At 63.1% G+C, this 26325-nt stretch carries 21 protein-coding genes; 3 read left to right on the forward strand and 18 right to left on the reverse strand.

Features of this window, described 5'->3' with window-relative positions; genetic code table 11:
- Positions 1-9 precede the first annotated feature (9 nt).
- The 5 genes from NKH37_RS29905 to NKH37_RS29925 form a co-directional block, all read right to left on the reverse strand.
- Positions 10-1575: a hypothetical protein gene (locus NKH37_RS29905; protein WP_353042165.1), complete on the reverse strand. Its 1566-nt coding sequence runs from the start codon at positions 1573-1575 to the stop codon at positions 10-12.
- A 160-nt stretch (positions 1576-1735) separates the two neighbouring features.
- Complete coding sequence (locus tag NKH37_RS29910; protein ID WP_352857267.1) at positions 1736-3718, reverse strand: ABC transporter permease; 1983 nt, start codon at positions 3716-3718, stop codon at positions 1736-1738.
- A complete protein-coding gene (locus NKH37_RS29915; RefSeq protein ID WP_023716786.1) occupies positions 3715-4791 on the reverse strand; it encodes a quaternary amine ABC transporter ATP-binding protein in 1077 nt (358 codons plus the stop codon). Before NKH37_RS29915 ends, NKH37_RS29910 begins: the two co-directional genes overlap by 4 nt.
- A 73-nt stretch (positions 4792-4864) precedes the next feature.
- Complete coding sequence (locus NKH37_RS29920) at positions 4865-5839, reverse strand: ABC transporter substrate-binding protein (protein WP_352484103.1); 975 nt, start codon at positions 5837-5839, stop codon at positions 4865-4867.
- Positions 5821-6150, reverse strand: coding sequence for a hypothetical protein (locus tag NKH37_RS29925; RefSeq protein ID WP_352484102.1), 330 nt, complete (start codon positions 6148-6150; stop codon positions 5821-5823). Before NKH37_RS29925 ends, NKH37_RS29920 begins: the two co-directional genes overlap by 19 nt.
- A 250-nt stretch (positions 6151-6400) precedes the next feature.
- Here NKH37_RS29925 and NKH37_RS29930 point away from each other — a divergent pair, with 250 nt between their 5' ends.
- Positions 6401-7477 (forward strand): D-alanine--D-alanine ligase family protein, encoded by a 1077-nt coding sequence (locus tag NKH37_RS29930; RefSeq protein WP_352484101.1) that lies wholly within the window; start codon positions 6401-6403, stop codon positions 7475-7477.
- A gap of 56 nt (positions 7478-7533) precedes the next feature.
- Here NKH37_RS29930 and NKH37_RS29935 read toward each other — a convergent pair whose 3' ends face one another.
- From NKH37_RS29935 to NKH37_RS29955, 5 genes are all read right to left on the reverse strand, one after another.
- Positions 7534-8319 (reverse strand): SDR family oxidoreductase, encoded by a 786-nt coding sequence (locus NKH37_RS29935; RefSeq protein WP_352484100.1) that lies wholly within the window; start codon positions 8317-8319, stop codon positions 7534-7536.
- 8 nt (positions 8320-8327) lie between these two features.
- The gene (locus NKH37_RS29940) at positions 8328-9092 is read right to left on the reverse strand and encodes an SDR family oxidoreductase (protein ID WP_352493993.1); all 765 of its coding nucleotides are present in this window, start codon (positions 9090-9092) and stop codon (positions 8328-8330) included.
- Positions 9093-9218: 126 nt separating this feature from the next.
- Positions 9219-10727, reverse strand: a complete 1509-nt coding sequence (locus tag NKH37_RS29945) for a sugar ABC transporter ATP-binding protein (protein WP_023716792.1) — start codon at positions 10725-10727, stop codon at positions 9219-9221.
- 33 nt (positions 10728-10760) lie between these two features.
- Positions 10761-11699, reverse strand: a complete 939-nt coding sequence (locus NKH37_RS29950; RefSeq protein ID WP_352484098.1) for a sugar ABC transporter substrate-binding protein — start codon at positions 11697-11699, stop codon at positions 10761-10763.
- Between the two features lie 149 nt (positions 11700-11848).
- Complete coding sequence (locus NKH37_RS29955; RefSeq protein WP_198030454.1) at positions 11849-12832, reverse strand: ABC transporter permease; 984 nt, start codon at positions 12830-12832, stop codon at positions 11849-11851.
- Positions 12833-13124: 292 nt separating this feature from the next.
- Here NKH37_RS29955 and NKH37_RS29960 point away from each other — a divergent pair, with 292 nt between their 5' ends.
- Positions 13125-14087 carry a sugar-binding transcriptional regulator gene (locus tag NKH37_RS29960; protein ID WP_353042168.1) on the forward strand — a complete coding sequence of 321 codons (963 nt, stop codon included), beginning with the start codon at positions 13125-13127 and terminating at the stop codon, positions 14085-14087.
- Here NKH37_RS29960 and NKH37_RS29965 read toward each other — a convergent pair.
- The 7 genes from NKH37_RS29965 to NKH37_RS29995 all read right to left on the reverse strand — a co-directional run bounded on the left by NKH37_RS29965 (position 14077) and on the right by NKH37_RS29995 (position 23907).
- Entirely contained in the window at positions 14077-15576 is a 1500-nt protein-coding gene (locus NKH37_RS29965; protein ID WP_353042170.1) for a xylulokinase, read from the reverse strand. The genes NKH37_RS29960 and NKH37_RS29965 overlap by 11 nt on opposite strands.
- A gap of 20 nt (positions 15577-15596) precedes the next feature.
- Positions 15597-16919, reverse strand: coding sequence for an NAD(P)H-dependent oxidoreductase (locus NKH37_RS29970; RefSeq protein ID WP_023716797.1), 1323 nt, complete (start codon positions 16917-16919; stop codon positions 15597-15599).
- Between the two features lie 225 nt (positions 16920-17144).
- On the reverse strand, positions 17145-18251 hold the full coding sequence (locus NKH37_RS29975; RefSeq protein ID WP_352484096.1) for a mandelate racemase/muconate lactonizing enzyme family protein: 1107 nt from the start codon (positions 18249-18251) through the stop codon (positions 17145-17147).
- Positions 18252-18302: 51 nt separating this feature from the next.
- Positions 18303-19028, reverse strand: coding sequence for a GntR family transcriptional regulator (locus NKH37_RS29980; RefSeq protein ID WP_023716799.1), 726 nt, complete (start codon positions 19026-19028; stop codon positions 18303-18305).
- Positions 19029-19287: 259 nt separating this feature from the next.
- Positions 19288-20442, reverse strand: a complete 1155-nt coding sequence (locus tag NKH37_RS29985) for an efflux RND transporter periplasmic adaptor subunit (RefSeq protein WP_352639057.1) — start codon at positions 20440-20442, stop codon at positions 19288-19290.
- A 16-nt stretch (positions 20443-20458) separates the two neighbouring features.
- Positions 20459-23638 carry an efflux RND transporter permease subunit gene (locus tag NKH37_RS29990; protein ID WP_023716801.1) on the reverse strand — a complete coding sequence of 1060 codons (3180 nt, stop codon included), beginning with the start codon at positions 23636-23638 and terminating at the stop codon, positions 20459-20461.
- The gene (locus tag NKH37_RS29995; RefSeq protein ID WP_023716802.1) at positions 23632-23907 is read right to left on the reverse strand and encodes a hypothetical protein; all 276 of its coding nucleotides are present in this window, start codon (positions 23905-23907) and stop codon (positions 23632-23634) included. Before NKH37_RS29995 ends, NKH37_RS29990 begins: the two co-directional genes overlap by 7 nt.
- A 252-nt stretch (positions 23908-24159) precedes the next feature.
- Between NKH37_RS29995 and NKH37_RS30000 the strand changes: the two genes are divergently transcribed.
- Positions 24160-24741 carry a TetR/AcrR family transcriptional regulator gene (locus NKH37_RS30000; RefSeq protein ID WP_023716803.1) on the forward strand — a complete coding sequence of 194 codons (582 nt, stop codon included), beginning with the start codon at positions 24160-24162 and terminating at the stop codon, positions 24739-24741.
- A gap of 544 nt (positions 24742-25285) precedes the next feature.
- Here NKH37_RS30000 and NKH37_RS30005 read toward each other — a convergent pair.
- The gene (locus tag NKH37_RS30005; protein ID WP_352548708.1) at positions 25286-26308 is read right to left on the reverse strand and encodes a LacI family DNA-binding transcriptional regulator; all 1023 of its coding nucleotides are present in this window, start codon (positions 26306-26308) and stop codon (positions 25286-25288) included.
- Between the last annotated feature and the right edge of the window lie 17 nt (positions 26309-26325).

Genomic DNA, 26325 nt, shown 5'->3' on the forward strand with positions numbered 1-26325 from the left:
GTTTCACTTTCAGACGAACAAAAAGTCACTCGTTGTCAGCGGGCTCGCAAAGTTTGCGAGAGTAACTTGATCGACTCCCGCGGTAATAATGGTGTCGGTTCCACTTTGCGCAATTGTGAGATCATCGAACGATTGCACGCCCTCCACGCCACTAAACACGATAGTGTCGCCTTGGGTCTGGCTGAAGTCGTAGATGGTGTTTTGGGTTCCGACCGTCATTGAACCATCGTCCTTGAATATGAATTGGTCTGCGCCGCCCTGACCCAACTCGCTCAGTTGTCCATCCCCCCACATGTCATTGATGACCGTGCAGCCAGGTGCCGCGCTCCCTGCGTACAGGACATCGTTGCCGCCCTGAGCCGAACCGGACATTTGCAGAGCGTCGCCGCACAGGAAGTTGCGAACTTGGCCGCTTTCGCTGTTCTGGCCCCCGGTAAGAATGTCATTGCCGCCCTGGGCGGAGCCGGACATAGCGCGCGCGTCGCCGGACAACTCGTTTAGAACGTCAGGAAAGGCGCTCTTGTCCCCGCCGGTCAGGGTGTCATTGCCGCCCACAGCGTTGCCGAGCATCGTCACGGCGTCGCCATACCCCACATTATGGGCGGTGCCTTGCAGCACGGCCACGTCATCGCCCCCAAGCGCATGGTCGAACATACTGCCGCCCGCGTCACCGTAGAACGTTACCCGGGACCCACCCACGCTCGTGAAGGTGTCGTTGCCGCCCGTGGCAAAACCGGAAAGATCGCCGCCCGCATCGCCATAGAGAGTTTTGCTCCCGAGATCCCCAAACGTGTCTGTGTAATAGTCGTCGCCGCCCAGAGCATGGCCAGACATGTTGCCGCCGGCGTCGCCGAAGAAAGTGTTGGTGGAAAAGGAGCGGCCCGTAAAGGTATCGTTGCCACCCCTACTGTCGTCCGACATGTCGCCGCCGGCATCGCCGTAGAAAGTGTTGAATGAATCGCTCTTGCCCGTGAAGCTATCGTCGCCGCCCCGCGCATTGCCGGACATGTTGCTGCCGGCGTCACCGTAGAAAATGTTATTGGCTTCTTTCGAGCCCTCGAAGGTGTCGTTGCCGCCCTTGCTGCGATCGGACATCTCGCCGCCTGCATCACCGTAGAAGGTGTGGTCGGCTCCTTGTTTGGTTTGGGTCAGGAAAGTGTCGTCACCCCCATGAGCATGGCCGAGCATGTTGCCGCCGGCGTCACCATAGAAGGTATCGACTACCTGCCTTGCCAATCCACTGTTGAAGGTATCGTTGCCGCCCTTGCTGTGGTCCGATATATCGTCGCCCGCGTCACCATAGGCAGTCGTCGTGGTGGACGAAAGCCCCGTGGTGAAGGTGTCGTCACCGCCCCGAGCAAAATTGAACAAGCTCCGAGCCGCGTCACCGTAGAAGGTGTAGGTCGACGGTGCGGTTTCCGTAAAGGTATCGTTGCCGCCTCTCGAGAAATCGAGCAGGCTGCCGCCGGCGTCGCCGGTCAAGATATTCGTGTTTGGATCGCCTGTGAGGGCGTCATCGATACCCCACTGATGATCTGCTAGATCACCGGTAGTAAAGGGAACGCGTTTAGACATTATCCGCTCTCCTGTTGAGCCTACCCGTCCCATCACAGCCGTACGATGTGAGCCAAGAGCGAGCAATAATCCCGAAGGGCTATGTCGTTAGGCGTAGGGATCGGTAACTCGTCACCGGGGCGCCATTAGCGGCAGCTTCCTGTGGCCGTCCTATTCCCGGCTATCCCAGCCTCGCTCTCGCCTTGGCCGTCCATGCATTGAACAGCCGGTCGGCGACGATGCCGATGAAGGCGATGGCCAGGCCGGCGACGATGCCGCGGCCGGAATCGGCCTTGGACAGGGCGATGAACACTTCCTGGCCGAGATCGCGCGTGCCGACCATGGCGCAGATGATGATCATTGCCAGCGCCATCAGGATAGTCTGGTTGACGCCGAGCATGATCTCCGGCAACGCCAGCGGCAGCTGCACGCGAAAGAAGGTCTGGCGCTTGGTGCAGCCGGAAACCTTCGCCGCCTCGATCAGCGCCGGCGGCACCTGCCGGATTCCGTGATTGGTGTAGCGGATGGCCGGCACCACGGCGAAGGCGACGGTGGCGATCATCGCGGTGACGTCGCCGACTCTGAACAGCATCACCACCGGAATGATGAAGCAGAACGACGGCAGCACCTGCAGCGTGTCGATGACCGGCGTCACGATCTTTTCGAAGCGGTCGCTGCGCGATGCCATCAGCCCGATAGGGATGCCGATCAGGCAAGCGATAAAGGCCGAGATGCCGCACAGGTAGACCGTCGCCATGGTCTTTTCCCAAAGGCCGGTGACGGCGCAGAACGCTGTCAAGGCCGCGACCAGGGCGGCGAAGCGCAAGCCGCCGAGCTGGTATCCGGCAAGGCCCAGGAGACAAACCGCGCCCAGCCACGGAAAGCCCTCGCAGAGAGCGCGCACCGGGTTCAGCACATTGAGGATCAGCGCCACGCGGAACGCCTCGATCGTGTCGAAGAAGTTGATGGTGATCCAGTTCACCGCCGCCTTCCACAAAGGCGCGGTGGTGAAGGTGATCGCCTTCGGCACCGCCGCGAAGGCCGGCACGAACAGGCCGAACAGTGTGCTGACGGCAAGGATGGCAACGGCCAGCGTCAGATTGGGATAACGGCGCCAGAAGCTCGGGCTCACGTCCTGATAGACATGGCCCTTGGCTTGATTGTGCGCGATCGCCTGGCTCAGCCGGTCGAGCGCAATTGCCAGTGCGACGATGGCGAGGCCTGCCTCCATCGCCTCGCCGACCTTGAGCGCGCGCAGCGCCAAAAGCACATCATAGCCGAGGCCGCCGGCGCCGATCATCGAGGCGATGATGACCATATTGAGCGCCAGCATGATAACCTGGTTGACGCCGACCATCAGCGTCGGCCGCGCCGACGGCAACAGCACCCGCCACAGCTTCTGCCGTGCCGTGCAGCCGGCCATCTCGCTGAAATCGTCGATCTCCGACGGCACCCGCGACAGGCCCAGCATCGTCGCCCGCACCATTGGCGGTGTCGCGAAGATTGCCGTCGCGATCATTGCCGAGACTGGGCTGTTGCCGAACAAAAGCAGCATCGGGATGAGATAGGCGAAGGTTGGGATCGTCTGCATCAGATCGAGGGCAGGGGAGATCAATAGCCTTTCTGCCCAAGGCTTGCGCCATGCCCAGATGCCGGCGAACAGCCCGGTGACAATGCAAAACGGCACAGCGATCGAGATCAGGCCCAGCGTCAGCATGGCGCTGGTCCACTGCCCGAACAGCGCGATGTAGAGAAAACACCCGCCGACCAGCGCGCCCAGCTTCCAGCCGCCGGCAGCGCGGCCGGCAAGGTACGCGGCAGCGCAGACGCCGACCCAGGACAGGCGCGGCAAGACGATCATATCCGCGCCATGGCCGATCTTGAAATTCTTGGCGAGAAGATTGAGCGCGAAATCGAGCGGCACGCCGAGCACGGCGGTGAGCGAGCGCGTCAGCCAGGAGAAGTTCGACTTCACCCAGTTCATCAGCGCGCTGACCCAGTCGGCGACGGGAATGACGGCATTGGCTGGGTAATTGACCGTCCAGGGCAGGCTTTCCTGCAGCAGGAAGACAACAAGCACGGCGGCGAGCGCGCAGGCCCAGATCACCAGCCAGGTCTGACCCTGCCGCGGCCTCGCTGCGCTCGCGCTTGCCGTGACCGTCATGCGCCGGCTCCGGGACGTTCGATGCCAGCGAGAAGATCGATCACCGCCTGCGGCGTTACCTCGCCGATCGGCTTGCCGGTGCCGTTGACCACCGCGAAGGGCTTGCCGGCAGAGACGATATCTGCCGAGAAACTGGCGATCTTGGCATCGGGCGCGACCGTGCCGCCATGTTCAGCGCCGTCGCAGGCGCGCATCAGGCTCTTGGCCGAGATCACCTTGGCGCGGTCGACGTCGCGGGTGAATTCGGCGACATAATCCGTCGCCGGGTTGACCACCAGCTCTTCCGGCGTGCCGATCTGGATGACCTCGCCGTCCTTCATGATGGCGATCCGGTCGGCCAGCCGGATGGCCTCGTCGAAATCATGGGTGATGAAGACGATGGTCTTGTGCAGCATGGTCTGCAGCCGCATCAGCTCGTCCTGCATCTCACGGCGGATCAGCGGATCGAGCGCCGAGAATGGCTCGTCGAGGAACCAGATTTCCGGCTTGGTGGCGAGGCTGCGGGCGATGCCGACACGCTGCTGCTGGCCGCCGGAAAGCTCGCGTGGATAGAAATGCTCGCGGCCGCGCAGGCCGACCAACTCGATGACCTCGCGAGCCCGCTTTTCGCGCGTCGGCCGGTCCTGCCCCTGGATGCCCAAGGGAAAGGCGATGTTCTCCAGTACGTTGAGATGCGGCAGCAGGGCAAAATTCTGGAACACCATGCCCATGCGGTGGCGTCGCAACTCGATCAGCGCGGCATCGGAAATCTTGAGCAGGTCCTTGCCTTCAAACTCGACCTTGCCGTGGGTCGGCTCGATCAGCCGCGACATGCAGCGCACCAGCGTCGACTTGCCTGATCCCGAAAGTCCCATGATGATGAAGATCTCGCCTTGCCGGATTTCGAGATCGACGGCGCGCACCGCGCCAACCAGTCCGGCAGCGGCGATGTCCGCCAGGCTGGCCTTGCCGTCGCGCCGGCGGATGAAATTGGCCGCGTCCGCCCCGAACAGCTTCCAGACATTGCGGCAGGCAAGCTTTATCGGGCGGGCATCGTTGCCCGCTTTCGCCGCGCGTTCAATCGTATCGGTCATGCAATCGTCCTTCTGGAATAGGGATCGAGACCCGGCCACGAATGGCCGGGCCGTCGGATTTCCAGTCAGACGGTCACTCGGCCCAAGCTTTCCAGTCGGCTTCGTGGGCGGCGATCCAGGCGGCGGCGACGTCTTCCGGCGTCTTGCCTTCGAGATCGATCTCGCCGCTCATCTTGTTGAGCTCGTCGGTATCGACCGTGTAGTTTTTGGCGACCTTGTAGGCGACCGGCCATTTGTCCTTCATGCCGGCCCAGGAATATTTCCAGATCTCGCCATGCGGCTTGCCACAGTCGTATTTCGCATCGGGGTTCACGCCCCATTTCGGGTCGGTGTAGCACTCTACAGTATAGTCGGGGAATTCGATCCATTCGCCCTTGTATTTGGCCGGTGCCCAATGCGGCGAATAGATCCACAGCATTATCGGCGCCTTGCGCTGATAGGCCGAGTCCAGTTCGGCGAACATCGCTGCATCGGTGCCAGCATGGATGACGGTGAAGGGCAGTTTCAGCGCCTCGACGCGCTCGTCGTCAAAACCTTCCCATGTCACAGGGCCGCCGAGATAGCGCCCCTTCGGTGTTGTTTCCGCCGTCGAAAAGGCCTCGGCGCATTTCGGGTCCTTCAATGCCTCCCAGTTCGGCAGGCCCGGGCATTTCTCTTTCATATATTCGGGAAACCACCATTCCTCCTTGGCCTTGGGCCCGAGCTTGCCGAGGCGTTCGGTCTGGCCGGTTGCATCCGAGGCCTTCATCGCTTCGCCGGCCGTCGTGTCCCAGAACTCCATGCCGACATCGATGTCGCCATTGGTCAGGCCGGTGGTCAGGCTGGAGAGATAGTCGGCGGTCGGGTACTCGACGGTATAGCCGAGCTTTTCGAGGATGCCGCCGAGGATCTTGGCGTTCAGATTGACGCTGGTCCAGTCGAACAGCGCGATCTTGATCGGGTCGTTGGATTCCGGCGCCGCTGCTTGTGCCGGTAGTGTCAGCGCGCTTGCTGCGGCAAGCGCCAAGGCTCCCATTGATAGTTTCGAAATCATGCTCCGAAGTAACATGCTTGTTCTCCTGTCAAGCTCTGGTGGAAGTTATCGTTAGTTCCCTTCTTGCGTCTTTTTTGATTGTGTTGGAAAAGCTGGTCGTTGCGCAAGGCCGTCGGCGCCACAATGCTGCCGAAGCGGATGCCGGCGCAAAACGGGGTGGTGCCCAAATTGGTGAAGATGTGGCGCGGGACCGGCCGCGTCATGACTGCCGATGGTTTGCTGCGGAAGCAGTCATCCGCGGATCGATCGCCGGTCTTCAGGTGCAAACCATCAAAGTCCCATGATCTCGGCTGTTGGCTCGGCAACTCGCCCAGAGCCGCTTTCATGGGATGAAATTATATATACCAACGTTCACGTCACGCAACGAATAACGCCTGCGCCAATTTCACGGCCGTCTTTTTACATGGACCCGTAGATCGGCTCGAAAAAAAGCCAAGGTTGCCAGTCATCGGGTACCAGCCGCGACGACAGGACATCGACACAATGCAGCAGACCAAAGCGCCTTACTTCAGCGCCAACCGCGGTATTGCCGTCGGCTTCTGACCCTTTCAACACCAGATCATCTCCGAGGCTTTCATGACCTCTTCCTTAAACAGACTGCGCATTGCCGTGCTCTTTGGCGGACGTTCCGCCGAACATGACGTTTCGGTGCTTTCCGCAACCAATGTCATGCGTGCGCTGCTGCCTGCCAAATACGATGCCGTCCCAATCTTCGTCACGCGCGAGGGACGGTGGCGGCTGAGCAGCTTTCAGGATGGTAAGCTCGCGAAACCTGCAGGCGGCACGGAAGTTTGCCTGCTTCCGGGTGGGCGCGGACGGATGATGGCGATCCCGGCCGACGGCACGCCCTATGATCTGCCAACGATCGACATCCTGTTTCCCGTCCTGCACGGCCCCCATGGCGAAGACGGCTCGGTACAGGGGGTGGCCGAGGTGGCTCTGGTGCCGCTTGCCGGCTGCGGCATCCTGGGTTCAGCAACCGCGCTGGACAAGGATGTCACCAAGCGGCTCCTGAAAGCGGCGGGTCTGCCAATCGCGCGCTCAGTGACGGTCCATGAAGGTGCGGCGCCCGCCCTCGCCACACTCGAAGGCGAACTCGGCCTGCCGTTCTTCATCAAACCGGCGCGTCAGGGATCGTCTGTCGGGGTCAGAAAGGTCAATGCCAGCCAGGAATTCGATGGGGCGCTTGCTGAAGCCTTCCAGCACGATTGCAAGCTGTTGGCCGAGGAATTCGTTCATGGGCGCGAGATCGAATGTAGCGTGTTGGAGGACCCGGCAGGCGACCTGTTCGTCTCGCGGCCAGGCGAGATCGTGCCGGCGGAAAGCCACGGTTTCTATAGCTACGATGCCAAATACATCGACGAGAACGGCGCGGCGCTAAAAGTGCCGGCCGAACTGCCGCCCGAGGTCGAGGCAAGCATGCGGGATGTGGCTGCAAGGGCTTTCAGAGCCGTCGGCTGTGACGGGATGGCGCGCATCGACTTTTTCCTGACACCGGACATGCAGTTCTTGGTCAATGAAATCAACACCATCCCCGGCTTCACCGATATCAGCATGTACTCCAAGGCAATGGCGGCAAGCGGCGTCAGCTATTCCGAAATCATCGACCGGCTCGTGGAACATGGATTGGCGCGGGCCGGCCGAGCAGCCTGAATGCAGCGAAGCGGCTTTCAGATCCCGGCGGATGGAACGTTGGCCTGTGTCGTATCTTACGACATGATCAGGCCGCCATCGACATTGATGGTCTGCCCGGTGATATAGGCCGCATCGTCGCTGGCGAGAAAGCTGACCAGGCCGGAGACGTCCTCGCCGCTGCCGGCGCGGCCCATCGGGATGTTCTCCACCCATTCGGCCATCAGCTCGCCGGGCTTGTAGTCGCCCATCAACTTGCCCCATGCGGCATCGTTATAGGCCCACATATCGGTGTCGATGATGCCGGGGCAGATCGCGTTGACGGTGATCTTCTCCTTCGCTACTTCCTTGGCGAGGCTCTGGGTGATGCCGACGACGCCGAATTTCGAGGCCGCATAATGCGGCGTGTAGATAAAGCCCTGCCGCGCCTGGCCGGATGCGGTGTTGATCAGCCGGCCGCCATCGCCATGCTTGCGGATGCGCGCGATCGCCTCCTGGCAGCACAGGAACACGCCCTTGGTGTTGACCGCCATCACCTTGTCCCATTCTGCCTCGGTCATCGCCTCGATCCTGGCGATGGTGATGACACCGGCATTCTGCACTGAGATGTCGACGCGGCCGAATTGTTGCTCGGCCAGGTCGTAAAGCGCGACGACCTCTTCCTTTTTGGTCACGTCCATGCGCATCCACGCAACCTTGGCGCCCGCAGTCTTCAGATCGGCGGCAACCTCTTCAACGCGCGCGTCGATGGCGCTGACGACGACCGCAGCACCTTCCACGGCGAAGCGCCTGGCCATTGCCGCGCCAATGCCGCCGCTCGCGCCGGTGATGACCGCCGTTTTTCCCTGGAATCGCTTCTGCATTTTTTCTCCTACCAGCAGACGAAGCCGCCATCGACGATCAGGTCGATGCCGGTGACGAAACTCGCGGCGCGGCTGGCCAGGAACACGGTCGGGCCGACCATCTCTTCCGGCGCCGCCATGCGGCCCATCGGCGTGTCGCGCTCGAAGATCCTGACCTGGTCGGCGACCTCCGGTCGCTTGTTCATCGGGGTCAGCGTATAGCCGGGGCTGACGACGTTGACGCGTAGACCGCGATCGGCCCATTCCATGGCGAGGCTCTTCGACATGTGGATGACCGCGGCCTTCGACGAGTTGTAATGCGCCTGGGTCAGGCCGCGGTTGACAATCGAGCCCGACATCGAGGCGATGTTGATGATCGAGCCCTTGCGCCGCGTCAGCATGGCACGGGCCTCGGCCTGGCAGGACAGGAACACGCCGCTGACATTGACGTCATAGAGCTTCTGCCACTTTTCCAGCGACAGCGTCTCTGCCGGCTCAGCTCCGGCGACGCCGGCATTGTTGACTGCGATGGTCAACGCGCCGAGTTCCTGCTCCGTACGCTCGATCGCGGCCGCGAGATCGGCCTCTGAAGTCACCGTGCCGGTCAGCACCAGTGCCTTGCGGCCGCGTGCTGTGATCTGGTGTGCGGTCTCCTCCAGCCCGCCTTTGGAGGCGTGGCCGAAGCAGGCTATGTCGGCGCCGGCCTCGGCCAGGCCGATGGCGATTGCTTGCCCGATGCCGCTGCCGGCGCCTGTCACAAGTGCCACGTCACCATGAAGATCGAATAGTTTCATCGTCGGTCCCTCTCCTCCAACCGCCGTCCTCCGGAAATAAAGGGGCGCCAACTCTGTTGCTGGCGCCCCGCGCGGTCTGGTGCCCGGGAGGATACCACCTGCTGCGCTTTGTTTCGATGGGCTGTCCTAGCTTGTGGCGAGTTCCATGACGGCGACATTGCTCGCATCACTGCGGTCGAGAATGCCGCGCTGACGGCCGCGGCTCAGCACGAGCACGCGATGCGACAGGCCGAGCACTTCCTCGAGGTCGGAACTCACCACCACCACCGCCATGCCGGAACGGGCAAGGTCGGCGATGACATCGTAGATCGCGGCGCGGGCACCAACGTCGATGCCGCGCGTCGGCTCGTCCAGGATAAACACCTTGGGCGGGCGCGACACCCATTTGGCAATGATCACCTTCTGCTGGTTGCCGCCTGAAAGCTTGCTGACCGCCTGGTTCGGCCGGCCTTTGACGCCGAGCCGGCGAATACCGGCCTCGGCGAATTTCTGCACCGCCTTCGGGAACACCCAGCCATTCGGCGCGACATGGTCGAAATTGCCGATCGCCAGATTCTCGCCGATCGTCTGGTCGAGCACCACGCCTTGCGCCTTGCGGTCTTCCGGCACGAGCACGACGCCGGCCTTGATCGCCGCCGCCGGCCCATTGAGATGCACCGGCTTGCCGGCGACGCGCACCGAGCCGGATGAGATCGGGTCGGCGCCGGCGATCGCCCTCACCAGCTCCGTGCGGCCGGCGCCGATCAGCCCGGCAATGCCGAGGATTTCGCCGGCCCGCACCGAAAAGCTGACATTTTGAAAACTGCGTTCCGGCGAGGACAGGTTCTCGACCTCGAGCAGCGTGTCGTTGCGGGGCGCCGACAAAGTCGGGAACATCCGCTCGACGCTGCGGCCGACCATCTGCTCGACAACGGTGCGCACCGGAATGTCGGCGCGCTCGTGCCGCGCGACGATGCGCCCGTCGCGCATCACCACCACACGGTCGGCGATTTGGGCGATTTCGTCCAGCCGGTGGCTGATATAGATGAAGGACATGCCTTCCGCCTTGAGCTTGCGGATTTGCTGGAACAGGAGCTCCGTTTCCTCGCCGCCAAGGGCGGCCGTCGGTTCATCGAAGATCAGCAGCTCGGCATTGAGCGTCAGCGCCTTGGCAATCTCGACCTGCTGCTGGGCGGCGATACGCAGCGTGCGCACCTTGCGCTCGGGCGAGACATCGAGCCCGAGGCGCTTCAACTGGGCTGATGCCCGTGCATTCATTGCCGCGCGGTCGATGCGGCCGCCGCGCATCGGCAGGCGCCCGACATAGACGTTTTCGGCGACCGACAGATCCGGCAGCAGCTTCAGCTCCTGGTGGATCATGCCGATGCCGGCGTCGATCGCCGCGGCAGGATTGGCGGGGGAATAAGCGTTCCCCCGCCAGGTGATGGTGCCGGCATCGGGCTTGGTCGACCCGGCGATGATGTTCGAGACGGTGGACTTGCCGGCGCCGTTTTCGCCAAGCAGCGCCACGACCTCGCCCGGCCGCACCTCGAAGCTCGCATCGGCCAGGACCTGCACCGGTCCGTAGCTTTTGCAGAGGCCGCTGACGACGAGACCCAGATTGGGGCTGTGCGTGTGGCGAGGTTCGGTGGACATTGTTGCGCTCGTCGACTGCCGGACTGGTCTAAATCAGGGATGCTTGGCGATGAACTGCTCGACATTGTCCTTGGTGGTCAGCGTCGCATCCTGCAGCTGTTCTGCGGGAATGGTCTCGCCGGCCACCAGCTTGATTGCCGCATCGACGGCAAGCCGGCCCATGCCCTGGGTCTGCTGCGTCGCCGTCACGTCGAAGACGCCGTCCTTCAGCGCCTTGAGCGCCGCCACGTCGCCGTCGAAGCCGGCAACCCAGACCTTGTGGCCGGGATTGGCGACCTTGACCGCCTGCGCCGCACCGAGCGCCAGCGCATCGGCCTGGCCGATGACGATCGACACGTCGGGATGCGACTGCAACAGATCCTGCGTCAGCTTGAAACCTTCGTCCTGGTGCCAGCCTTCGCTCCACAATTCGCCGACGACCTTGATGTCGGGATAGCCCTTCAGCGCTTCGCCGCAGCCCTTCGAGCGATCGACCTCGGGCGTCGTACCCTTCTGGCCGTGGATGATGATCAGCTCGCCCTTGCCGCCGGCCTGCTTGGCGATGTAGTCGCAAACCGCTTTCGCCGATGCCACGCTATTGGTGGCGATGAAGGTGTCGCCGGGCGCGCCGTCGGCGTTGCGGTCGACATTGATGACTGGGATGCTGGCAGCCTTGGCCGTCTTGGTCGGCACGGTGGCGGCGGTGGCGCCGGCCGGAATGTAGATCAGCGCATCGATATTCTGCGTGATCAGATCCTGCACCTGGCTGACCTGGGTCGCCGAATCGCCCTTGGCGTCGACGGTGACGACCTCGATGCCCTTTTCCTTGCCGTAGGCTTCGACGGACTGCTTGATCTGGTTGAAGAAGTCGGCCTGCAGATTGGCGACGGCGAGGCCGAGCTTCTTGGCTTCCTTGGCCGAGGCCATGTCGGACAGGCTAAGCAGCGGGATGATGGCCGCGGCGGCAAGCAGCAATGAACGTTTAGTCAGCATGTTATTCCTCCGTTGATGTTCAATCTGTCCTGCCCGCGCATCGCGGCGCCCCGTGGCCGAACAACTCCCAGTTTCGGATCACCGATCCGTTTTCGCCCGAATATCCGGGTGAATCTCATTGAGCCCAATTCTTCATTGTGCCCCATTTTTCATTGTGCTCTGCGCCGCCAGGTGTCGGTGGCCACCGCCAGCGCGATCACCACGCCGATAACCACTTGCTGGATGAAGGGCGAGACACCGAGCAGGTTCAGCCCGTTGCGCAGCACGCCGATGATGAGGACGCCGATGGCGGTGCCGCCGATCGAACCGACGCCGCCCGACAGGCTGGCGCCGCCGATAACCACCGCCGCGATGGTGTCGAGCTCGTAGCCAAGGCCGGAGCTCGGCTGGACGGAATCGAGCCGGGCGGCAAGCACGATGCCGGCGAGACCGGCCAGCACGGCGCAGATCGTATAGACCCAGTTTGTCAGCGACCTGACCGGTATGCCGGACAGCCGGGCGACTTCGGCGCTGCCGCCGATTGCGTAGAGGCTGCGGCCGGTGGCGCGATAATTCAGGAAGATCGCGAAAATGACGGCAAGCACGATCATCAGCCCGACGGTGACCGACAGGAAGCCGAAATGGCGGATGATCGACAGGCTGGTGAACCAGTCGGGAAAGCCGACGATCTGCGAGCCGTCGGTGATCATATTGGCGAGACCGCGCGCCACCGACATCATGGCCAGCGTGGCGATGAAGGGCGGCAGCTTGGTGACCGTCACCAGCAGGCCCGAAACCAGCCCGCAAAGGCCGGCGACGACGAGGGCTGCGGCGATGCCGGCCGGCAGGCCGAGATTGAGATAGTCCGGATGGGCGACGAAGCCCATCACCATGGAAGCCAGCGCCAGCACCGAGCCAACGGACAGGTCGATGCCGCCGATCAGGATGACCAGCGTCATGCCGATCGCCATGATGCCGAGTACGGTAACCTGGTCGAGCACGTTGAGGATGTTGCGGATGGTCAGGAACGTATCGGTGGTCAGCGAGAGCGCCAGGCACAGCAGGACCAGCCCGATCAGCGGGCCCATGGTTCCGGCAAAGACAGCCGAAAACTTTGCGCCCGTCGTGGCCTGCGTACCAGAGCCTGCTTTCAACTCGCTTGCGTCGTTGCTCACAGCCACTTCGTCTCCTCCACAGCAATCCGGCGCTGCATCACCGGGCCACTTTGTTCACCAGGCCCCTCCATGTGAACAATTTATCTTTAACATGCAATTTTGTTCAGCTAAACTGTTCGTCGGAAAATTGTCAAGGCCTGCCGTTTCATTCGACGACGGTTTGCGCTGTCCGCCGGTTTGCCTTACGCAAGGTCTCGGAAATCTTGGGCATTTCGAAGTCGCCGGATTGGAATATCATGAGCAGAGCCGGCGGCTGCGGCAAGGCAAACAGATGACGATCGTAGAGAACGAAAGAGCCTCGCGCTTTCCCGACGCCGAACTCAAGGCCCGCGCCGCCTGGCACTATTATGTCGAGGGTCTTACACAGGAGCGGATTTCCGAAATTCTTGGCGTCGGCCGCATCAAGGTACATCGCATTCTCTCAGCCGCCCGCGAAGAGGGTGTCGTCCAGTTTCGCATCCGCGACAGCGTCGTCGAATGCGTGGTTTTGGAGGAAAGCCTCAAGCAGAGGTTCGGGCTCAGCCAGGCTGTTGTGGTGCCGTCGGCTGCCGACCGAAGCAACGCACCGCTGATGATCGGCCACGCCGCCGCCGCCTATCTGGCCGACCATGTGAATGCCGGCGATGTCATTGCGCTGGGCTGGGGGCGGACGCTGAAATTCGCCATCAATGAGTTGTCAAGGCGGCCTATCGCCAGGACCACGGTGGTTTCGATGCTTGGCGGCCTGACCCATGCACAGCCGCTCAACCCGACAGAAAGCGCCTGGGATTTCGCCGAGAAGATCGGTGCGGAGTGCTTCCTGCTGCCGGTGCCGGTCTATGCCGACCGGCCGGAACAGCGCGACGCGTTCATGAGCCAGCGCAGCGTTCAGGACGTTGTCTTCCGTGCACGCCGGGCAAACATTGCCGTGCTCAGCGTCGGCTCGTTTTCCAACGACAGCCCGATCGCCAATTACGGCTTCATCAAGCCAAGCGAACTCGAGGAACTGCAGGCGGCCGGCGCCGTCGGCGATATTCTGTGTCATTTCATCGACGCCGAGGGCCGCCCGGTCGACCACGAGGTGAACCGCCGCGTCTGTGCCTATCCGCTGCAGGATCTGTCGGATATCCCGAGCATCATCCTGGTGTCGGGAGGGCAGGAAAAGATTGCCATCATGCGGGCAGCACTCGCCAACACCAAGGTATCGGTTCTGATCACCGACGAGGATGCGGCAAAGGGGCTGCTCAACCGCTAGTCGCGTTGAGAGCACTCAGCCGCACGTGGATATCGCGCGTCGCTTGATAGAGATCGCGGTAGATTGCCTTGCGGCCGCGATAGCCGGCAACAAGTCCATCGACCGGGTCGACATGCATGGTGGGAGCGGCAGCCATTGCCTTTGCGGCGGCTTCCGGCGAGGCAAACCAGCCGACCGCGGCGGCCGCCAGCATGGCGGCGCCGAGTGCGGCGGCTTCGTTGACCGGCGAAACCGAGATCGGCCGCTCGAGCACGCTTGCCATGATCTGCATGAGGAGTACGCAATTGGTGCCGCCGCCGGCGGCAATCATCGCCGCCTGTCCGCCGGCCTGGGCTTCCATGGCCTCGGTGGCAACGGCCTGCTCGAAGGCGATGCCTTCCAGGACAGCGCGGAAAAGATGCTCCGGCCGGTGGTCGAGCGACAGGCCGACAATGGCGCCACGCGCGGCACCATCCCAATAGGGGCTCATGACGCCGGCCCAATAGGGCATGACGAGCAGGCCCTCGCTGCCAGCGGCAACCTCCAGCGCCGCTTTCTCCAGTGCTGCCGCCGACGGCGAACCGGTCGTGCGGATAATCCAGTCGACCAGTTGCATGCCCGAACGCAGCACTGTCTCCAGCATGAAACCGGAACCGGTCGGCGAGACCAGCGTGCGAAAGGCGTCCGAGGTTTTCACCTTGCCGGAATAGCAGCCGCTGACCACGCCGGAGCCGAGCGAGAGATAGCTCTTGCCTTCGCCGTAGACGCCCATGCCGAGGCCCATCGCCTGGCCGTCCCCAGCGCCGGCAACGACCGGCGTGCCGGCCCTCAGGCCGGTCAGTTGCGCCGCGGTTGCGGAAAGCCCGCCGCAAATTGCGCCCGGCGCGACCAGGTCGGGCAATTGCTCCATCTGCAGTCCGGCGGCCGCAACGAGGCGGGGATGCCAGGTACCTCTCTCGACGTCGAGGAGCCCGAGCGGATCCGCACTTGCGGTGCTGGTGACCAATCGCCCGGTCAGCCGCTGGACGAAGAAACCGTGCACGTCGACCAGTGCCGCTGCCTGGTGAAGCACCTGAGGCTGGTGTTCGGCAAGCCAGGCGATGGCGTAGAGCGCCGGCGTCGGGTCCGGCGGCTTGCCGCTCCAGTCGCGGATCGCCTCGCGGCCGAGTTCGGCCGAAAGCCTGATAACCTGCGGCCGGGCGCGTTCGTCCAGCCACAGGATCGCCGGAATAAGTGGTTTGCCGGCGCTGTCGACCAGCGTGAAGGTCTCGCGCTGGTGGGCAATGGAGATCGCCGCCACGCGGAAAGCGCCGACCGCCTCAGTGACCTGCTTCAATGCGCCAAGCAGCGCCGTCCACCAATGTTCGGCGTCCTGCTCGAAATGGCTGGGCTTCGGATTTGAAAGCGGATAAGTCTCGCGCGCCTGGAACAGCTCCTCGCCGTCGCGGGTGAAGGCAATCGCCTTCACGGCCGTGGTCGAGGCGTCGATCCCGATTACGATATCGTCCATCAGGCGGAGATCCGGCGGGGTCAAGCCGCGTTGGTAGCGAACCGTCCGTCCGACTGATCGAGACGACGGCGGATCTGGGTTATCACCATCGAATCGTCGGGTACACAATTTTCATAGGTCAGGAAATCGCCGATCTTGAGCGGCTTGACCACCTTGGCCCGTTCGGCAAGGCCGAGCGGCAGCGCGCCCCGGGCGCGTGCATCTTCCCATGTCATGGCGAAGCCGCGATAGTCGTTCTCGCCGATCATGCCGAGCGACTGGCCGACGCCAAGATCGCTCTTGGCAACCGCCACCGCCTCGGCGACCGGACGGTCGAGCGGCTCCATGTCGGCCCGTTTGTAGACGACGGCGCGCGCCGCCGACAGCGGCACTTCCAGGCTGGTCAGATGATAGGGCCGGAAGATCGTGAAATAGGGGCCTTTGCCGACCTTGAGGTCGATCATGCGCTCCAGCACGCGCGGATGCTGGGTCTCGATGATGCAGAACACGCCGGGCGCCACGCCCTTGCCGATCGAATAATCGACCACGCCCTTGCGATGCAGCACGCCGCCATCCTCGCGCGGGCAGAGCACGCTGGCGAGCTCCTCCAGCGTTGCGGTTGGGCCGTGCATGCCCGGCACGTCGGGCACCAGGCCGGTGGCATTGGCGATCGCCACCATTTCGATGGCCGTCTTCGAGCCGTCGACGAATTCGACCAGCATGCGCGCATTCATGTTGCGCTCGGCCGCTTCTTTCTCGTAATCGGCCGGCATGGCGTCGATCTTCAGCGGATTGTTCTTGCCCTTGCCGGCGGCGATGATGTTGAAGCCGAGGCTTTTGGCAAAGCCGATGATCTCCAGCGTGCAGGCCGGCTCGTCGCCGGCGGCACCGGTATAGACGACGCCGGCCTTGCGTGCCTCGTCCTTGAGGAAGCGGCCGATCGTGATGTCGGCCTCGACATTGAGCATGACGATGTGCTTGCCGTTCTTCATCACTTCCAGCGCGAACAGCGTGCCGATATTGGGATTGCCCGTCGCGTCGATGATGACGTCGATCCGGCCGGCCGCCGCCAGCGCGTGCAAATCTTCGGTCACCGCAATCTTGCCGGCCTCGATGGCGCGGTCGATCGCCGCCGCATTGCCGGCCTGGACGATGTCGGAACGGTCGTGGCCAGCGAGCAGCGCCGCGTCGATCGCTGCCTGCGGCCTGACCTCGGAAATAGCGCCGATCCGCATGCCCGGCATCAGTGCCACCTGGACGACGATGTCGGTGCCCATCTGACCGGCGCCGGCAAGCCCGATGGTGATCGGCCCCTGCTGTTCAGCGCGCTGCAGAAGTTCCGCTGCAAATTGCGGATGGGACATGTCGCTTCCTCCAGTTCTTGACGCGCCGCAGCGTCCAAATCAACGTTTTGAACATTCCTATTTCCAAATGAAAAATATTTCAACCTGCAATTGGGACATTCCCGCTCTGGAATGGCCGATCGCTTGGGGTCAGCTGCCGGTCAGGGCACGACCTCTGCAGGTAGCCGGACGGCGCCGACCGATGCGGGTTGCTCGACGTTGCCTTGAGGTGGCGCGGTCTCTACCTCAGCTGCCGATCTCGAAGAAGGGCGCGCCGAGCAGGTCGGGAACGACATCGATGCCAAGTCCCGGCCCGTCCGGAATGCCCATGCGGCTGCCCGAGACCGGCGGCATATTGGATGCGGTGCGCACCGTCACCCATTCGTGGAAGGCGATGGCGTGCAGCCGGCGCTCCTCGGGCGTCGACAGCGACAGATGCGCCATGGCCGATGTGTCGATCTCGGCGCCGCCAGTGTCCTCGACGGTGATCATGAAGCCGAGATCGACGGCGAGGTCGCGGATTTGGCGCGTTTTGGTCACTCCTCCGAGCCGCGAGATCTTCAGCGTCAGCCCGTCGGCAGCGCGCTTGCGGTGGATGTCGAGCATGTCGTCCAGCGAGGCGACGGATTCGTCGAGCACCATCGGTTTGTCAAGCGAGCGGCGCACCGACATGCATTCGTCGATCGTCGTGCAGGGCTGTTCGAACGTGTAGTCGATGGTGCGCGTCGCATCCACGAACTGGCGTGCCTGGTAAGGCGTCCAGCCGGCATTGGCGTCGCAGAAGATGACGGTGCCCTTCGGCACCGCGGCGGCGACGGCTGTGACGCGTTCGATGTCGTCATGGACGTTGCCGCCGACCTTGACCTGCAGTCGATGAAAGCCGTCTTTGACGATGCGCTTGGCAAGTGCAGCCATCGCGTCGACCGTGCCATGGGTGACGACCTTGTAGAGTTCGGCCGTCTCGCTCTCGCGTCCGCCAAGCAACGTAACCAGCGGCACGTCGGCGGCGCGCGCCGCGAGATCCGAGCATGCCATGTCGAGCGCCGACTTGACGTAGGGATGGCCCTTGAACACCGTATCCATGAGCCTGTTGATCCCGGCAAGCCCGCGTGGGTCATGGCCCATGAGATGCGGCGCGATCTCGACGACGCCGGCGCGCGTGCCGGCGGCGAACGCCGGTGAATAAAAATTGCCGAGCGGCGCCATCTCGCCCCAGCCGGTGAGCCCGCTATCTGCGATGACGGCGACAATCACCGCGTCGAACGCATCGGCGACGCGCCCCTTGGACATACGATAAGGCCCGTCAACGAAGGGCTGCACGACATGGTAGGCTTTGATGGTTTTGATCTGCACGTTTTCTGTCCGTTGCCTATGTTCCGGGATGACCCGCCAAACTTGTCGGTTTCAACCGCCTTCGGGCCGGCCGCTACGATCGGCACCGGCGCCCTTTGAGCCGCGCTCTTCCAGCCCGCGCGCATAGGCGAGCAGTTCCTCGAAATCCAAATCGATATGCTCCTTGGCGTGGCGCTGGGCAGCGCGCATGTCGCTGCCCTGGAGCAACTGCACATAGGTTTCGTGAGCGTCTTCGGCAGGCACCGGCTCGTTGCGGGCCCGCTGGTGCAGCGCAAAATACATCTGCAGCCGGCTGGCCAGCCGCTGCCAGGTTTCCAGCAGCACCGAGTTGTCGGCCCATTCGTGGATCAGTCCATGCAGTTGCAGCGCCGTTTCGATCTGCCGCGTCGTGTCCAACTCGCGCGTCGCCTGCTTCACCGCCGCATGCCGCCGGTCGATCTCGTCGAAGAAGCGCTGGTCGCGAAGCGGCCAGGTCCGCTCGATGGCGAATTCGTCCAGCACCTTGTTGAGCGAATAGGCATCGTCGATGTCCTTGGCGGTAACGTCGATGACGAAGGTTCCGGCGTAGGGGATGCTGGTCAGGATGCCTTCCTGCACCAGCTCGCGCATCGCCTCACGCAGCGGCGCACGACTCACCCGCATCTGCTCGGAAATCCTGAGTTCGTTGAGTTTTTGTCCTGGCTCTAACTGGCCGGTCAGGATCGCGCGCCGGAGCAGCGCCACGATCTCGGCCCGGCGTGTCGTATCCGCGATCGGACTGAAATCCAGCTTCGCCATTCGGTGCTCCAGGAGACCAAAAGCTACACAAGCAGATTGTCGACAATCTAACAAGAGGGTAATTGCGGGTTCAGGTTCTCCGCTGGCCTGCAGCTTGCGGCAGATGGGTACGTCACGGCCCGCTCTATTTGCGCCTTCATGGCTCCTGCCAAGGCCGAGTGCGCCGATGAGGCCAATCTTGCCGACCCTGCTCAGCAAGAAAACGGCGCCCTCGGCGTGGGAGCCGAGGGCGCCGCGGGACCGGACCTGATGGGGGTTATCAGGTGGCCGGTTTCTGGGGTAGCGGCGAGACCGGCATTCCCGGGCCGATCTTCTGCAGATTGCCGGTGATCACCTGGTCGCCTTCGGCTACGCCGCTCAAGATGGCCACCTGATCGCCATTGGTCGGTCCGAGCGAAACGATGCGCTGGTCGACGGTGTTGTCCTTGCCGACGACATAGAGGTATTTGCCGAGCTGGCCTGAGCCGAGTGCCGTCTGCGGCACCATCAGCGCATCGGGCTGCTCTTTGACGTGCAGCCGGACGCGGACATACTGCCCGGGCAGCAGCGTGAATTTGCCGTTGCCGACCGTCGCCCGTGCCGTGATCGTGCCGGTCGAGCGATCGATTGTGTTGTCCATGAAGGTAAGATCGCCCTTCTGGCGCGGTTCGGTTTCACCGGGAAGCAGGACGTCGACACTGATCGGTCCCGCAGCCCGAGCTTCCTCGATCTGGGTCAGGTCCGTTTCGCTCGGATTGAAGGTGACGTAGATCGGATCGAGCTGCACCAGCGAGTTGAGCACCGTGCCGGCAACGCTGACCAGCGTTCCGACGGAAGCCTGGCTGCGTCCGATGCGTCCCGCGAACGGGGCACGGATTTCGGTATAGCTCAAATTGAGCTCGGCGGTCCGCAAGGCGGCTTGGTTCACGGCGAGCGAGGCCTGAGCCTCGCGCAAGGTGCTGGTGCGCTGGTCGAACACGTCCTTGGCGAGATAGCCGCTCTTGGCGAGCTCGCTGCCGCGCCCGAGATTGGAGCGCGCATAGTCGAGTGTTGCCGTGTCGCGCTGGATAAGCGCCTTCGCCTGCTCGAGGGCAGCCTGGAAATCCTCCGGGGCGATCTTGTAGAGAAGGTCGCCCTTCGCAACGTCGCTGCCGTCGGTGGCGACCTGCTCCTGTAGATAGCCCGGCACGCGCGCCTGCAGCGTGATGCTGCGGATCGGCTCCACCCGAGCGGCATAGTCGAGATAGATCGGGATCGTCTTCTTGACGACGCTCACCACCGGCACCGGCATGACAAAGGCTTCCGGCTTGGGTGTTGCCGCCCCGGCTGTGCCGGCGTTGAGGCTGAGACTGCCCATGTCGAGCAAGTGAACGCTCGCCATCGAAATCGCCCCAAGGGCGACGGCCGTTCCCAGCGCGATTTTCCATTTACGCATGATCGATTCTCCAGTCCTATTCAGCCGCTTCGGCCAATGGCTCGAAGGCGGGTTCGGCGGTTGGTTGTTCAGTCGTTTCGGAGACCGGTTCGCTCTCGCTGCGGCGCTCGCGCAGCTGCTCGATCACCGCATAGAAGACCGGCACGAACACCAGCGACAGAATGGTCGCCGCGACCATGCCGCCAAAGACGGTGGTGCCGATCGACTGCCGGCTTGCGGCACCCGCACCTGTGGCGAACATCAGCGGCAGCACGCCGAGGATGAAGGCGAAGGCGGTCATCAGGATCGGCCGCAGCCGCAGCCGCGCCGCTTCCATCGCGGCGTCGACGATGCTGAGGCCTTCTTCGCGCCGGCGCCGGGCAAACTCGACGATCAGAATCGCGTTCTTGGCCGCCAGTCCGATCAGCATGACGAAGCCGATCTGCGAGTAGACGTCGATCTGCATGCCGCGCAGCCACAGCACGACGAACGCACCGAACAATGCGAGCGGCACCGCCAGCAGCACCATGAACGGCATCGCCCAGCTCTCATATTGCGCGGCAAGGATGAGGAAAACGAAGACGATGGCGAGGCCGAAGACGACGGATGCGATCGATCCCGCCTTGAGCTCCTGATAGGTGATGCCGGTCCATTCGTAGCCGAAATCTCTCGGCAACGCCGTGGCAGCGGCACGTTCCATTGCCGCCACCGCCTGACCGGACGAAAAGCCGGGGGCGGCGCCGCCATTGATCAGGGCCGACGCATTGTTGTTGTAGTGCGGCACGGTCTCGGGGCCGACGATGGGCACAAGCTTGCCCAGCGTGCTCAGCGGCACCATGCCACCCGACGCATTGCGGACATAGAGCCGCGAAATGTCGGCCGGACCGGCTCGAGAGTCCTTGTCGGCCTGGATCGTCACCCGGAAGGTGCGGCCAAACAGGTTGAAGTCGTTCACATAAAGCGAGCCGAGATAGATCTGCAGCGTGTTGAAGACGTCCGGCAGGTTGAGCCCGAGCAGCTTTGCCTTGGCGCGATCGAGATCGTAGTTGAACTGCGGCGTCGAGGTCGAGAACGACGAGAACAATTGCTGTGGGTTGAGCTCCGGCTGCTTGCGCGCCTCGGCAATCACAGCTTGCGTCGCATCGTTGAGCGCCACGCTGCCGCGGCCGGTCAGATCTTCGACCTGGAACTCGAAGCCACCGGTGGTGCCGATGCCCGGGATCGACGGCGGGTCGAAGCTCAGCGCAAAAGCCTCCGGAATTTGCAGCAGCTTGTTGCGCACGTCGGCGACGAGCTTCGAGGCGCTCTGGTCGGGACCGCGTTCGTCCCATGGCTTCAGGATGGCGAATTCGACCGCCGAGTTCGACTGCGCGGCACTGGTCAGGAAGTTCAAGCCGCTGATCGAGCCGACAATGTCGACGCCGGGCGTGTTCTGCAGGATGTCGCGTGCCTTTTGCGCCACTGCATCGGTGCGTTCCAGCGAGGCCCCGTCGGGGAGCTGGATAACGACGAAGAAGTAGCCCTGGTCCTCGACCGGAAGGAAGGTCGAGGGCAGGCGCTGCCAGACGAAATAGGTCGCGACAAGTCCGGCCGCGAACAGGCCAAGCATGATCCAGCGCAGACGGATGAGAATGCGCACGCCATTCGCATACGCATGCGACAGCCGTTCGAAGCCCATGTTGAACCAGCGGAACAGCACGAACTGCGTTTCAGGCCGGTGGCGCAGGAACGCCGCGCTGAGCGCCGGAGTAAGCGTGAGCGAGACAAAGGCCGAGATGCCGAAGGAGATCGCGACCGTCAGGGCAAACTGGTTGTAGAGCCGGCCGGAAACGCCGGGGATGAAGGCAACCGGCACAAACACGGCCATCAGCACGGCGGTCGTGGCGATGATCGGTCCGGTGACCTCGGCCATCGCCGTACGCGTGGCAGCCAGCGGTTTGAGGCCGGCCTCGAGCTGGCGTTCGACATTCTCGACGACGACGATAGCGTCGTCGACGACGAGGCCGATCGCCAGCACCATGCCGAGCAGGCTGAGCATGTTCAGGGAGAAGCCGAACATGTACATGACGACTAATGTCGACACCAGCGACACCGGAATCGCGATCGTCGGGATGATCGTGGTGCGCCAGCTTTGCAGGAAGATGAACACCACCGCGACGACCAGGACCAGCGCCTCGCCGAGCGTGATCAGCACGTCATGCATAGACGCCGATACGAAACGTGTCGTATCGTAATGCATGGCATAGCTGACCCCCTTCGGGAAGCGGGCCGACAGCTCCTGCATCTTGTCCTTGACGCGCTGCTGCAGATCGAGCGCGTTGGAGCCCGGCATCTGGTAGACCGCGAGCACCACCGTCGGGTCCTTGCCGAAGAAGGCCGACGACGAATATTGCAGCGCGCCGAGCTCGATGCGCGCAACGTCGCGGAGCCGCACCAACGAGCCGTTGGCGGTATTGGCCCGCACGACGATGTCGCCGAACTCCTTGGGGTCGCTCAGCCTGCCGACGGCGTTGACCTGCATCTCGAAAGCGGTGCCGGCCGGAGCCGGCGATTGCCCGATCTTGCCGGCCGCCACCTGGACGTTCTGCTCGGCGACGGCGTTCTGCACGTCGACGGCGGTGATGCCGAGATTGGCGAGCTTGTCGGGATCGAGCCAAACGCGCATCGAATAGCGCCGCTCGCCGAAGATCTGCACGTCGCCGACGCCAGGCAGGCGCTTCAGCGGATCGACCACCTGCAGGTAGGCGAGATTGCTCAAAGTGACTGGGTTGACGGAGCCGTCCGGGGAGGTGAGGTCGACGATCAGGACGAAGTTCGGGTTCTGTTTCTTGATCGTCACGCCGCCCTGGTTGACGATGGCCGGCAACGAGGAAGCCGCCTGCGAAACGCGGTTCTGGACGTCGACGGCGGCGGTGCTCAGGGAATAGCCGACCTCGAAAGTGATGGTGATCGTCGAGGAGCCGTCATTGGAGCTCGACGACGACATATAGGTCATGCCCTGAACGCCGTTGATCTGCTGTTCGAGCGGCGTCGTCACCGTGTCGGCGACAACCTGCGCGCTGGCGCCCGGGTAGTGTGCGCTGACCACGACCTGGGGCGGCGTGATGTCGGGAAACTGCGAGACGGGCAGCAGAAAATAACAAATGCCCCCGGCGAGCACCATGATGATGGCGATCGCCGACGCAAAGATCGGACGATGAATGAAGAAGTTTACCATGAGATGCACGCCTCGCCCGATGCTCTGGCCCGGCCAAAGGCCCTGGCCACCCTGGACAGTCGCCGGCTGCGCGTTGAGCCGGAATCTTCGAGAAAGCCGAAATCTTGCAGCGGGCGACGCGGCGCGTTGCGGCGCTCGGCCTGCTCGTCCGCCAGCGCACGCAGCATCGCCTCGAAAGACCGCGGGTCGACGCGGTCGGCCTTCATCAGCATGCGGATCATCGGATCCTTCACGACTTCATCGATCGTCAGATCATTGCGCTGCGACATCGAAGCGGCTCCTGGTTTTTGGCGATCCGCGGCAGGCCGCGGATCGGGTGTTCTCTTGCTCGCCGGCCGAGGCCGTAAGGTGCGGTTCGTCCCCTTGCCGATTGGGCGGGGCTGATGGCCGGCACTTGCGAGTTTGACATGATGCAATGCGGGTGTTACAGGTAAGTAACATCTCTAACGTTACAGACCGGTAACACCCTAGTCAAGAGGTGCACCGAGGGAATTTCGGGAAACGCAATTACGGAGGTTTTGATGACAGACGGTGTTGTGGAGCGTGTTCGCCCCCGGGACAGGATCCTGGAGACGGCACGGGACATGTTTCACAAGCATGGCATTCGCGGCGTCGGCATCGACGCCATCACCGAGGCCGCCGGTACCAACAAGATGACGCTCTACCGGCATTTCGAGTCCAAGGACGACCTGATCATCGAATGTCTGCGGGCGACCGCCTGCAGCGCCAACGCGATGTGGGAAAAGTTCGAGGCCGAGAATCCGGGCGACAAACTGGCGCAGCTGCACGCCTGGGTCCGGATGGCGGCCGATTGCCTGATGTCGGATCGTCGCGGTTGCGACATGGCCAACGCCGCCATCGAGCTGAGCGAGACCGATCATCCGGCAAGGCAAGTGATCAAGGAACTCAAGGAAGCGCAGCGCGAGCGGCTGGTCTCCCTGTGTCGCGATGCAGGCATCGGCCAGGCCGAACTTCTTGCGGACACGCTGTCGCTTCTGCTCGAGGGCGCCCGTGTCAGCCTGCAAAGCGTTGGCGCCGAGGGCCCGAGCGCGCAGTTCGTCCGCATGGCGGAAGGCCTGATCACTTCTTTCAGGGCCAGATAGTCTCGCAAGCGGCGAAACCATTGACAGCTCGTTGGTTACGAGCCGCGCCGCCGAGCGCTCTTTCGTCCCATTCGGATGTGTCGTCACCACACTTCTCCGTCTGCCGCCGCGCCATTCCTTGCGCGGCGTATTGCTTGTTGGTTGTGAGGCAAGATAGGGCCGGCAGCGAATTGGTGAGAGTGACAAGTGTGACAGGATTCCGCCCGGAAAAGCCGTGGCGATCTCAGCGAAGGCCCATCGATTCGCGGATCGATACTCGTCCCGGTGATGGCCCCAGCCTTGGCCGATACCTCGGAGCTGGAACGAAAAAAGCCCGCTGCCGGGAGGAGGTGGCAGCGGGCTCGATTTCGAATACGGCACGGGAGGAGGTGTACCGCACTCAGCGTCGGCATCGCATCTGGGAGGAGTAGATGGCCGACACCTCCGAAAGTATCGATTGCCCAATGATTCGGCAACCACAAAAGTTGCATAGCTGATGTGCAGATTTGCGGTATCAGCCGAATTTTAACGATCGAGGCCGAGCGAACATCGCCCTCGCGCGGCATCACTGCACCGGGACATTTTCCTTGAAGATCAGGCGCGGCTCGATGAATTTCCGCGTCAGATAGGGCGCCGACGAGGCAATCGAGCCGAGCAGGCGAATGACCGACTGTTCCGCGATCAGCCGCGCATTCTGGTCGATGACGACGTCGAGCAGATCGTCGACAAGATAGCCGCGCGTTTCGCGCGTCAGGTCATGGCAGATGAACACCGGCTTCTTCTGCGGCCTGGCTTCGAGCAATGCTTTTGCCACGCCCGAGCGCCCGGCGCCGATACAGTAGATGCCGAGCAGCTCCGGCTCGTTGTGCAGCGCCTTCATGGTCGCGGTATAACTGACCTCCGGCTCGTCGTTGATCTCGACGGCACTGGTGACGGTCAGATTGGGGAACTCCTCGCCGAGCACCGAGCGAAAGCCCATTTCACGTTCCTCGTGGCCGCGATAGGAACGTGAGCCGACCACCATCGCCAGATGGCCTTGGCGGCCGCCGAGGAACCGTCCCATCAGCAGCGCCGCGGTACGGCCGGCCACCCGGTTGTCGATGCCGACATAGGCCGAGCGGGGCGCGCCGGGAACGTCGGACACCAGCGTGACCAGGCGGATGCCGGCCTCGACGATCTCGCGCAAGATGTTGCGCGTTCTCGGATGATCGATGGCGATGACGCCGACACCGTTCGCCTTGAGCGAGAGGTTTTCGACGGCCCCTTGTAAGGCGCTCGGCGAGATCCCGGCGAGCTTGTGGATGCGGCAGGAGGCGACCAGCGGCAGGCGCGCCGCATAATCCTCGATGTGCCTGGCCAGATCGGCCATGAAGGCATTGCTGCCGATCGGCAGGAAGAATTCGAGATGTGCCGGCCGTGAGGGCAACGCGACCTGGTCGACAACCGGCAGATAGCCGAGCTGCTTGGCTGCCTCCATCACGCGCTGCCGGTTGGCGGCACTCGCCCCCGGCCGGTTGTTGAGCACACGGTCGACCGTCGCGGTCGACAGGCCGCAGCTCCTGGCAATATCCGAAACGGTGGCTTTCATCTCGCAACCATGTGGCG

The organism is Mesorhizobium sp. M1217, from assembly GCF_040318275.1.
Classification (GTDB): Bacteria; Pseudomonadota; Alphaproteobacteria; order Rhizobiales; family Rhizobiaceae; genus Mesorhizobium.

Excerpts from the sequence above, each read along its gene's own strand:
- NKH37_RS29905 (WP_353042165.1), bottom strand. The coding sequence starts at position 1,575 with ATGTCTAAACGCGTTCCCTTTACTACCGGTGATCTAGCAGATCATCAG.
- NKH37_RS29910 (WP_352857267.1), bottom strand. The coding sequence starts at position 3,718 with ATGACGGTCACGGCAAGCGCGAGCGCAGCGAGGCCGCGGCAGGGTCAG.
- NKH37_RS29915 (WP_023716786.1), bottom strand. The coding sequence starts at position 4,791 with ATGACCGATACGATTGAACGCGCGGCGAAAGCGGGCAACGATGCCCGC.
- NKH37_RS29920 (WP_352484103.1), bottom strand. The coding sequence starts at position 5,839 with ATGTTACTTCGGAGCATGATTTCGAAACTATCAATGGGAGCCTTGGCG.
- NKH37_RS29925 (WP_352484102.1), bottom strand. The coding sequence starts at position 6,150 with ATGAAAGCGGCTCTGGGCGAGTTGCCGAGCCAACAGCCGAGATCATGG.
- NKH37_RS29930 (WP_352484101.1), top strand. The coding sequence starts at position 6,401 with ATGACCTCTTCCTTAAACAGACTGCGCATTGCCGTGCTCTTTGGCGGA.
- NKH37_RS29935 (WP_352484100.1), bottom strand. The coding sequence starts at position 8,319 with ATGCAGAAGCGATTCCAGGGAAAAACGGCGGTCATCACCGGCGCGAGC.
- NKH37_RS29940 (WP_352493993.1), bottom strand. The coding sequence starts at position 9,092 with ATGAAACTATTCGATCTTCATGGTGACGTGGCACTTGTGACAGGCGCC.
- NKH37_RS29945 (WP_023716792.1), bottom strand. The coding sequence starts at position 10,727 with ATGTCCACCGAACCTCGCCACACGCACAGCCCCAATCTGGGTCTCGTC.
- NKH37_RS29950 (WP_352484098.1), bottom strand. The coding sequence starts at position 11,699 with ATGCTGACTAAACGTTCATTGCTGCTTGCCGCCGCGGCCATCATCCCG.
- NKH37_RS29960 (WP_353042168.1), top strand. The coding sequence starts at position 13,125 with ATGACGATCGTAGAGAACGAAAGAGCCTCGCGCTTTCCCGACGCCGAA.
- NKH37_RS29965 (WP_353042170.1), bottom strand. The coding sequence starts at position 15,576 with ATGGACGATATCGTAATCGGGATCGACGCCTCGACCACGGCCGTGAAG.
- NKH37_RS29970 (WP_023716797.1), bottom strand. The coding sequence starts at position 16,919 with ATGTCCCATCCGCAATTTGCAGCGGAACTTCTGCAGCGCGCTGAACAG.
- NKH37_RS29980 (WP_023716799.1), bottom strand. The coding sequence starts at position 19,028 with ATGGCGAAGCTGGATTTCAGTCCGATCGCGGATACGACACGCCGGGCC.
- NKH37_RS29985 (WP_352639057.1), bottom strand. The coding sequence starts at position 20,442 with ATGCGTAAATGGAAAATCGCGCTGGGAACGGCCGTCGCCCTTGGGGCG.
- NKH37_RS29990 (WP_023716801.1), bottom strand. The coding sequence starts at position 23,638 with ATGGTAAACTTCTTCATTCATCGTCCGATCTTTGCGTCGGCGATCGCC.
- NKH37_RS29995 (WP_023716802.1), bottom strand. The coding sequence starts at position 23,907 with ATGTCGCAGCGCAATGATCTGACGATCGATGAAGTCGTGAAGGATCCG.
- NKH37_RS30000 (WP_023716803.1), top strand. The coding sequence starts at position 24,160 with ATGACAGACGGTGTTGTGGAGCGTGTTCGCCCCCGGGACAGGATCCTG.
- NKH37_RS30005 (WP_352548708.1), bottom strand. The coding sequence starts at position 26,308 with ATGAAAGCCACCGTTTCGGATATTGCCAGGAGCTGCGGCCTGTCGACC.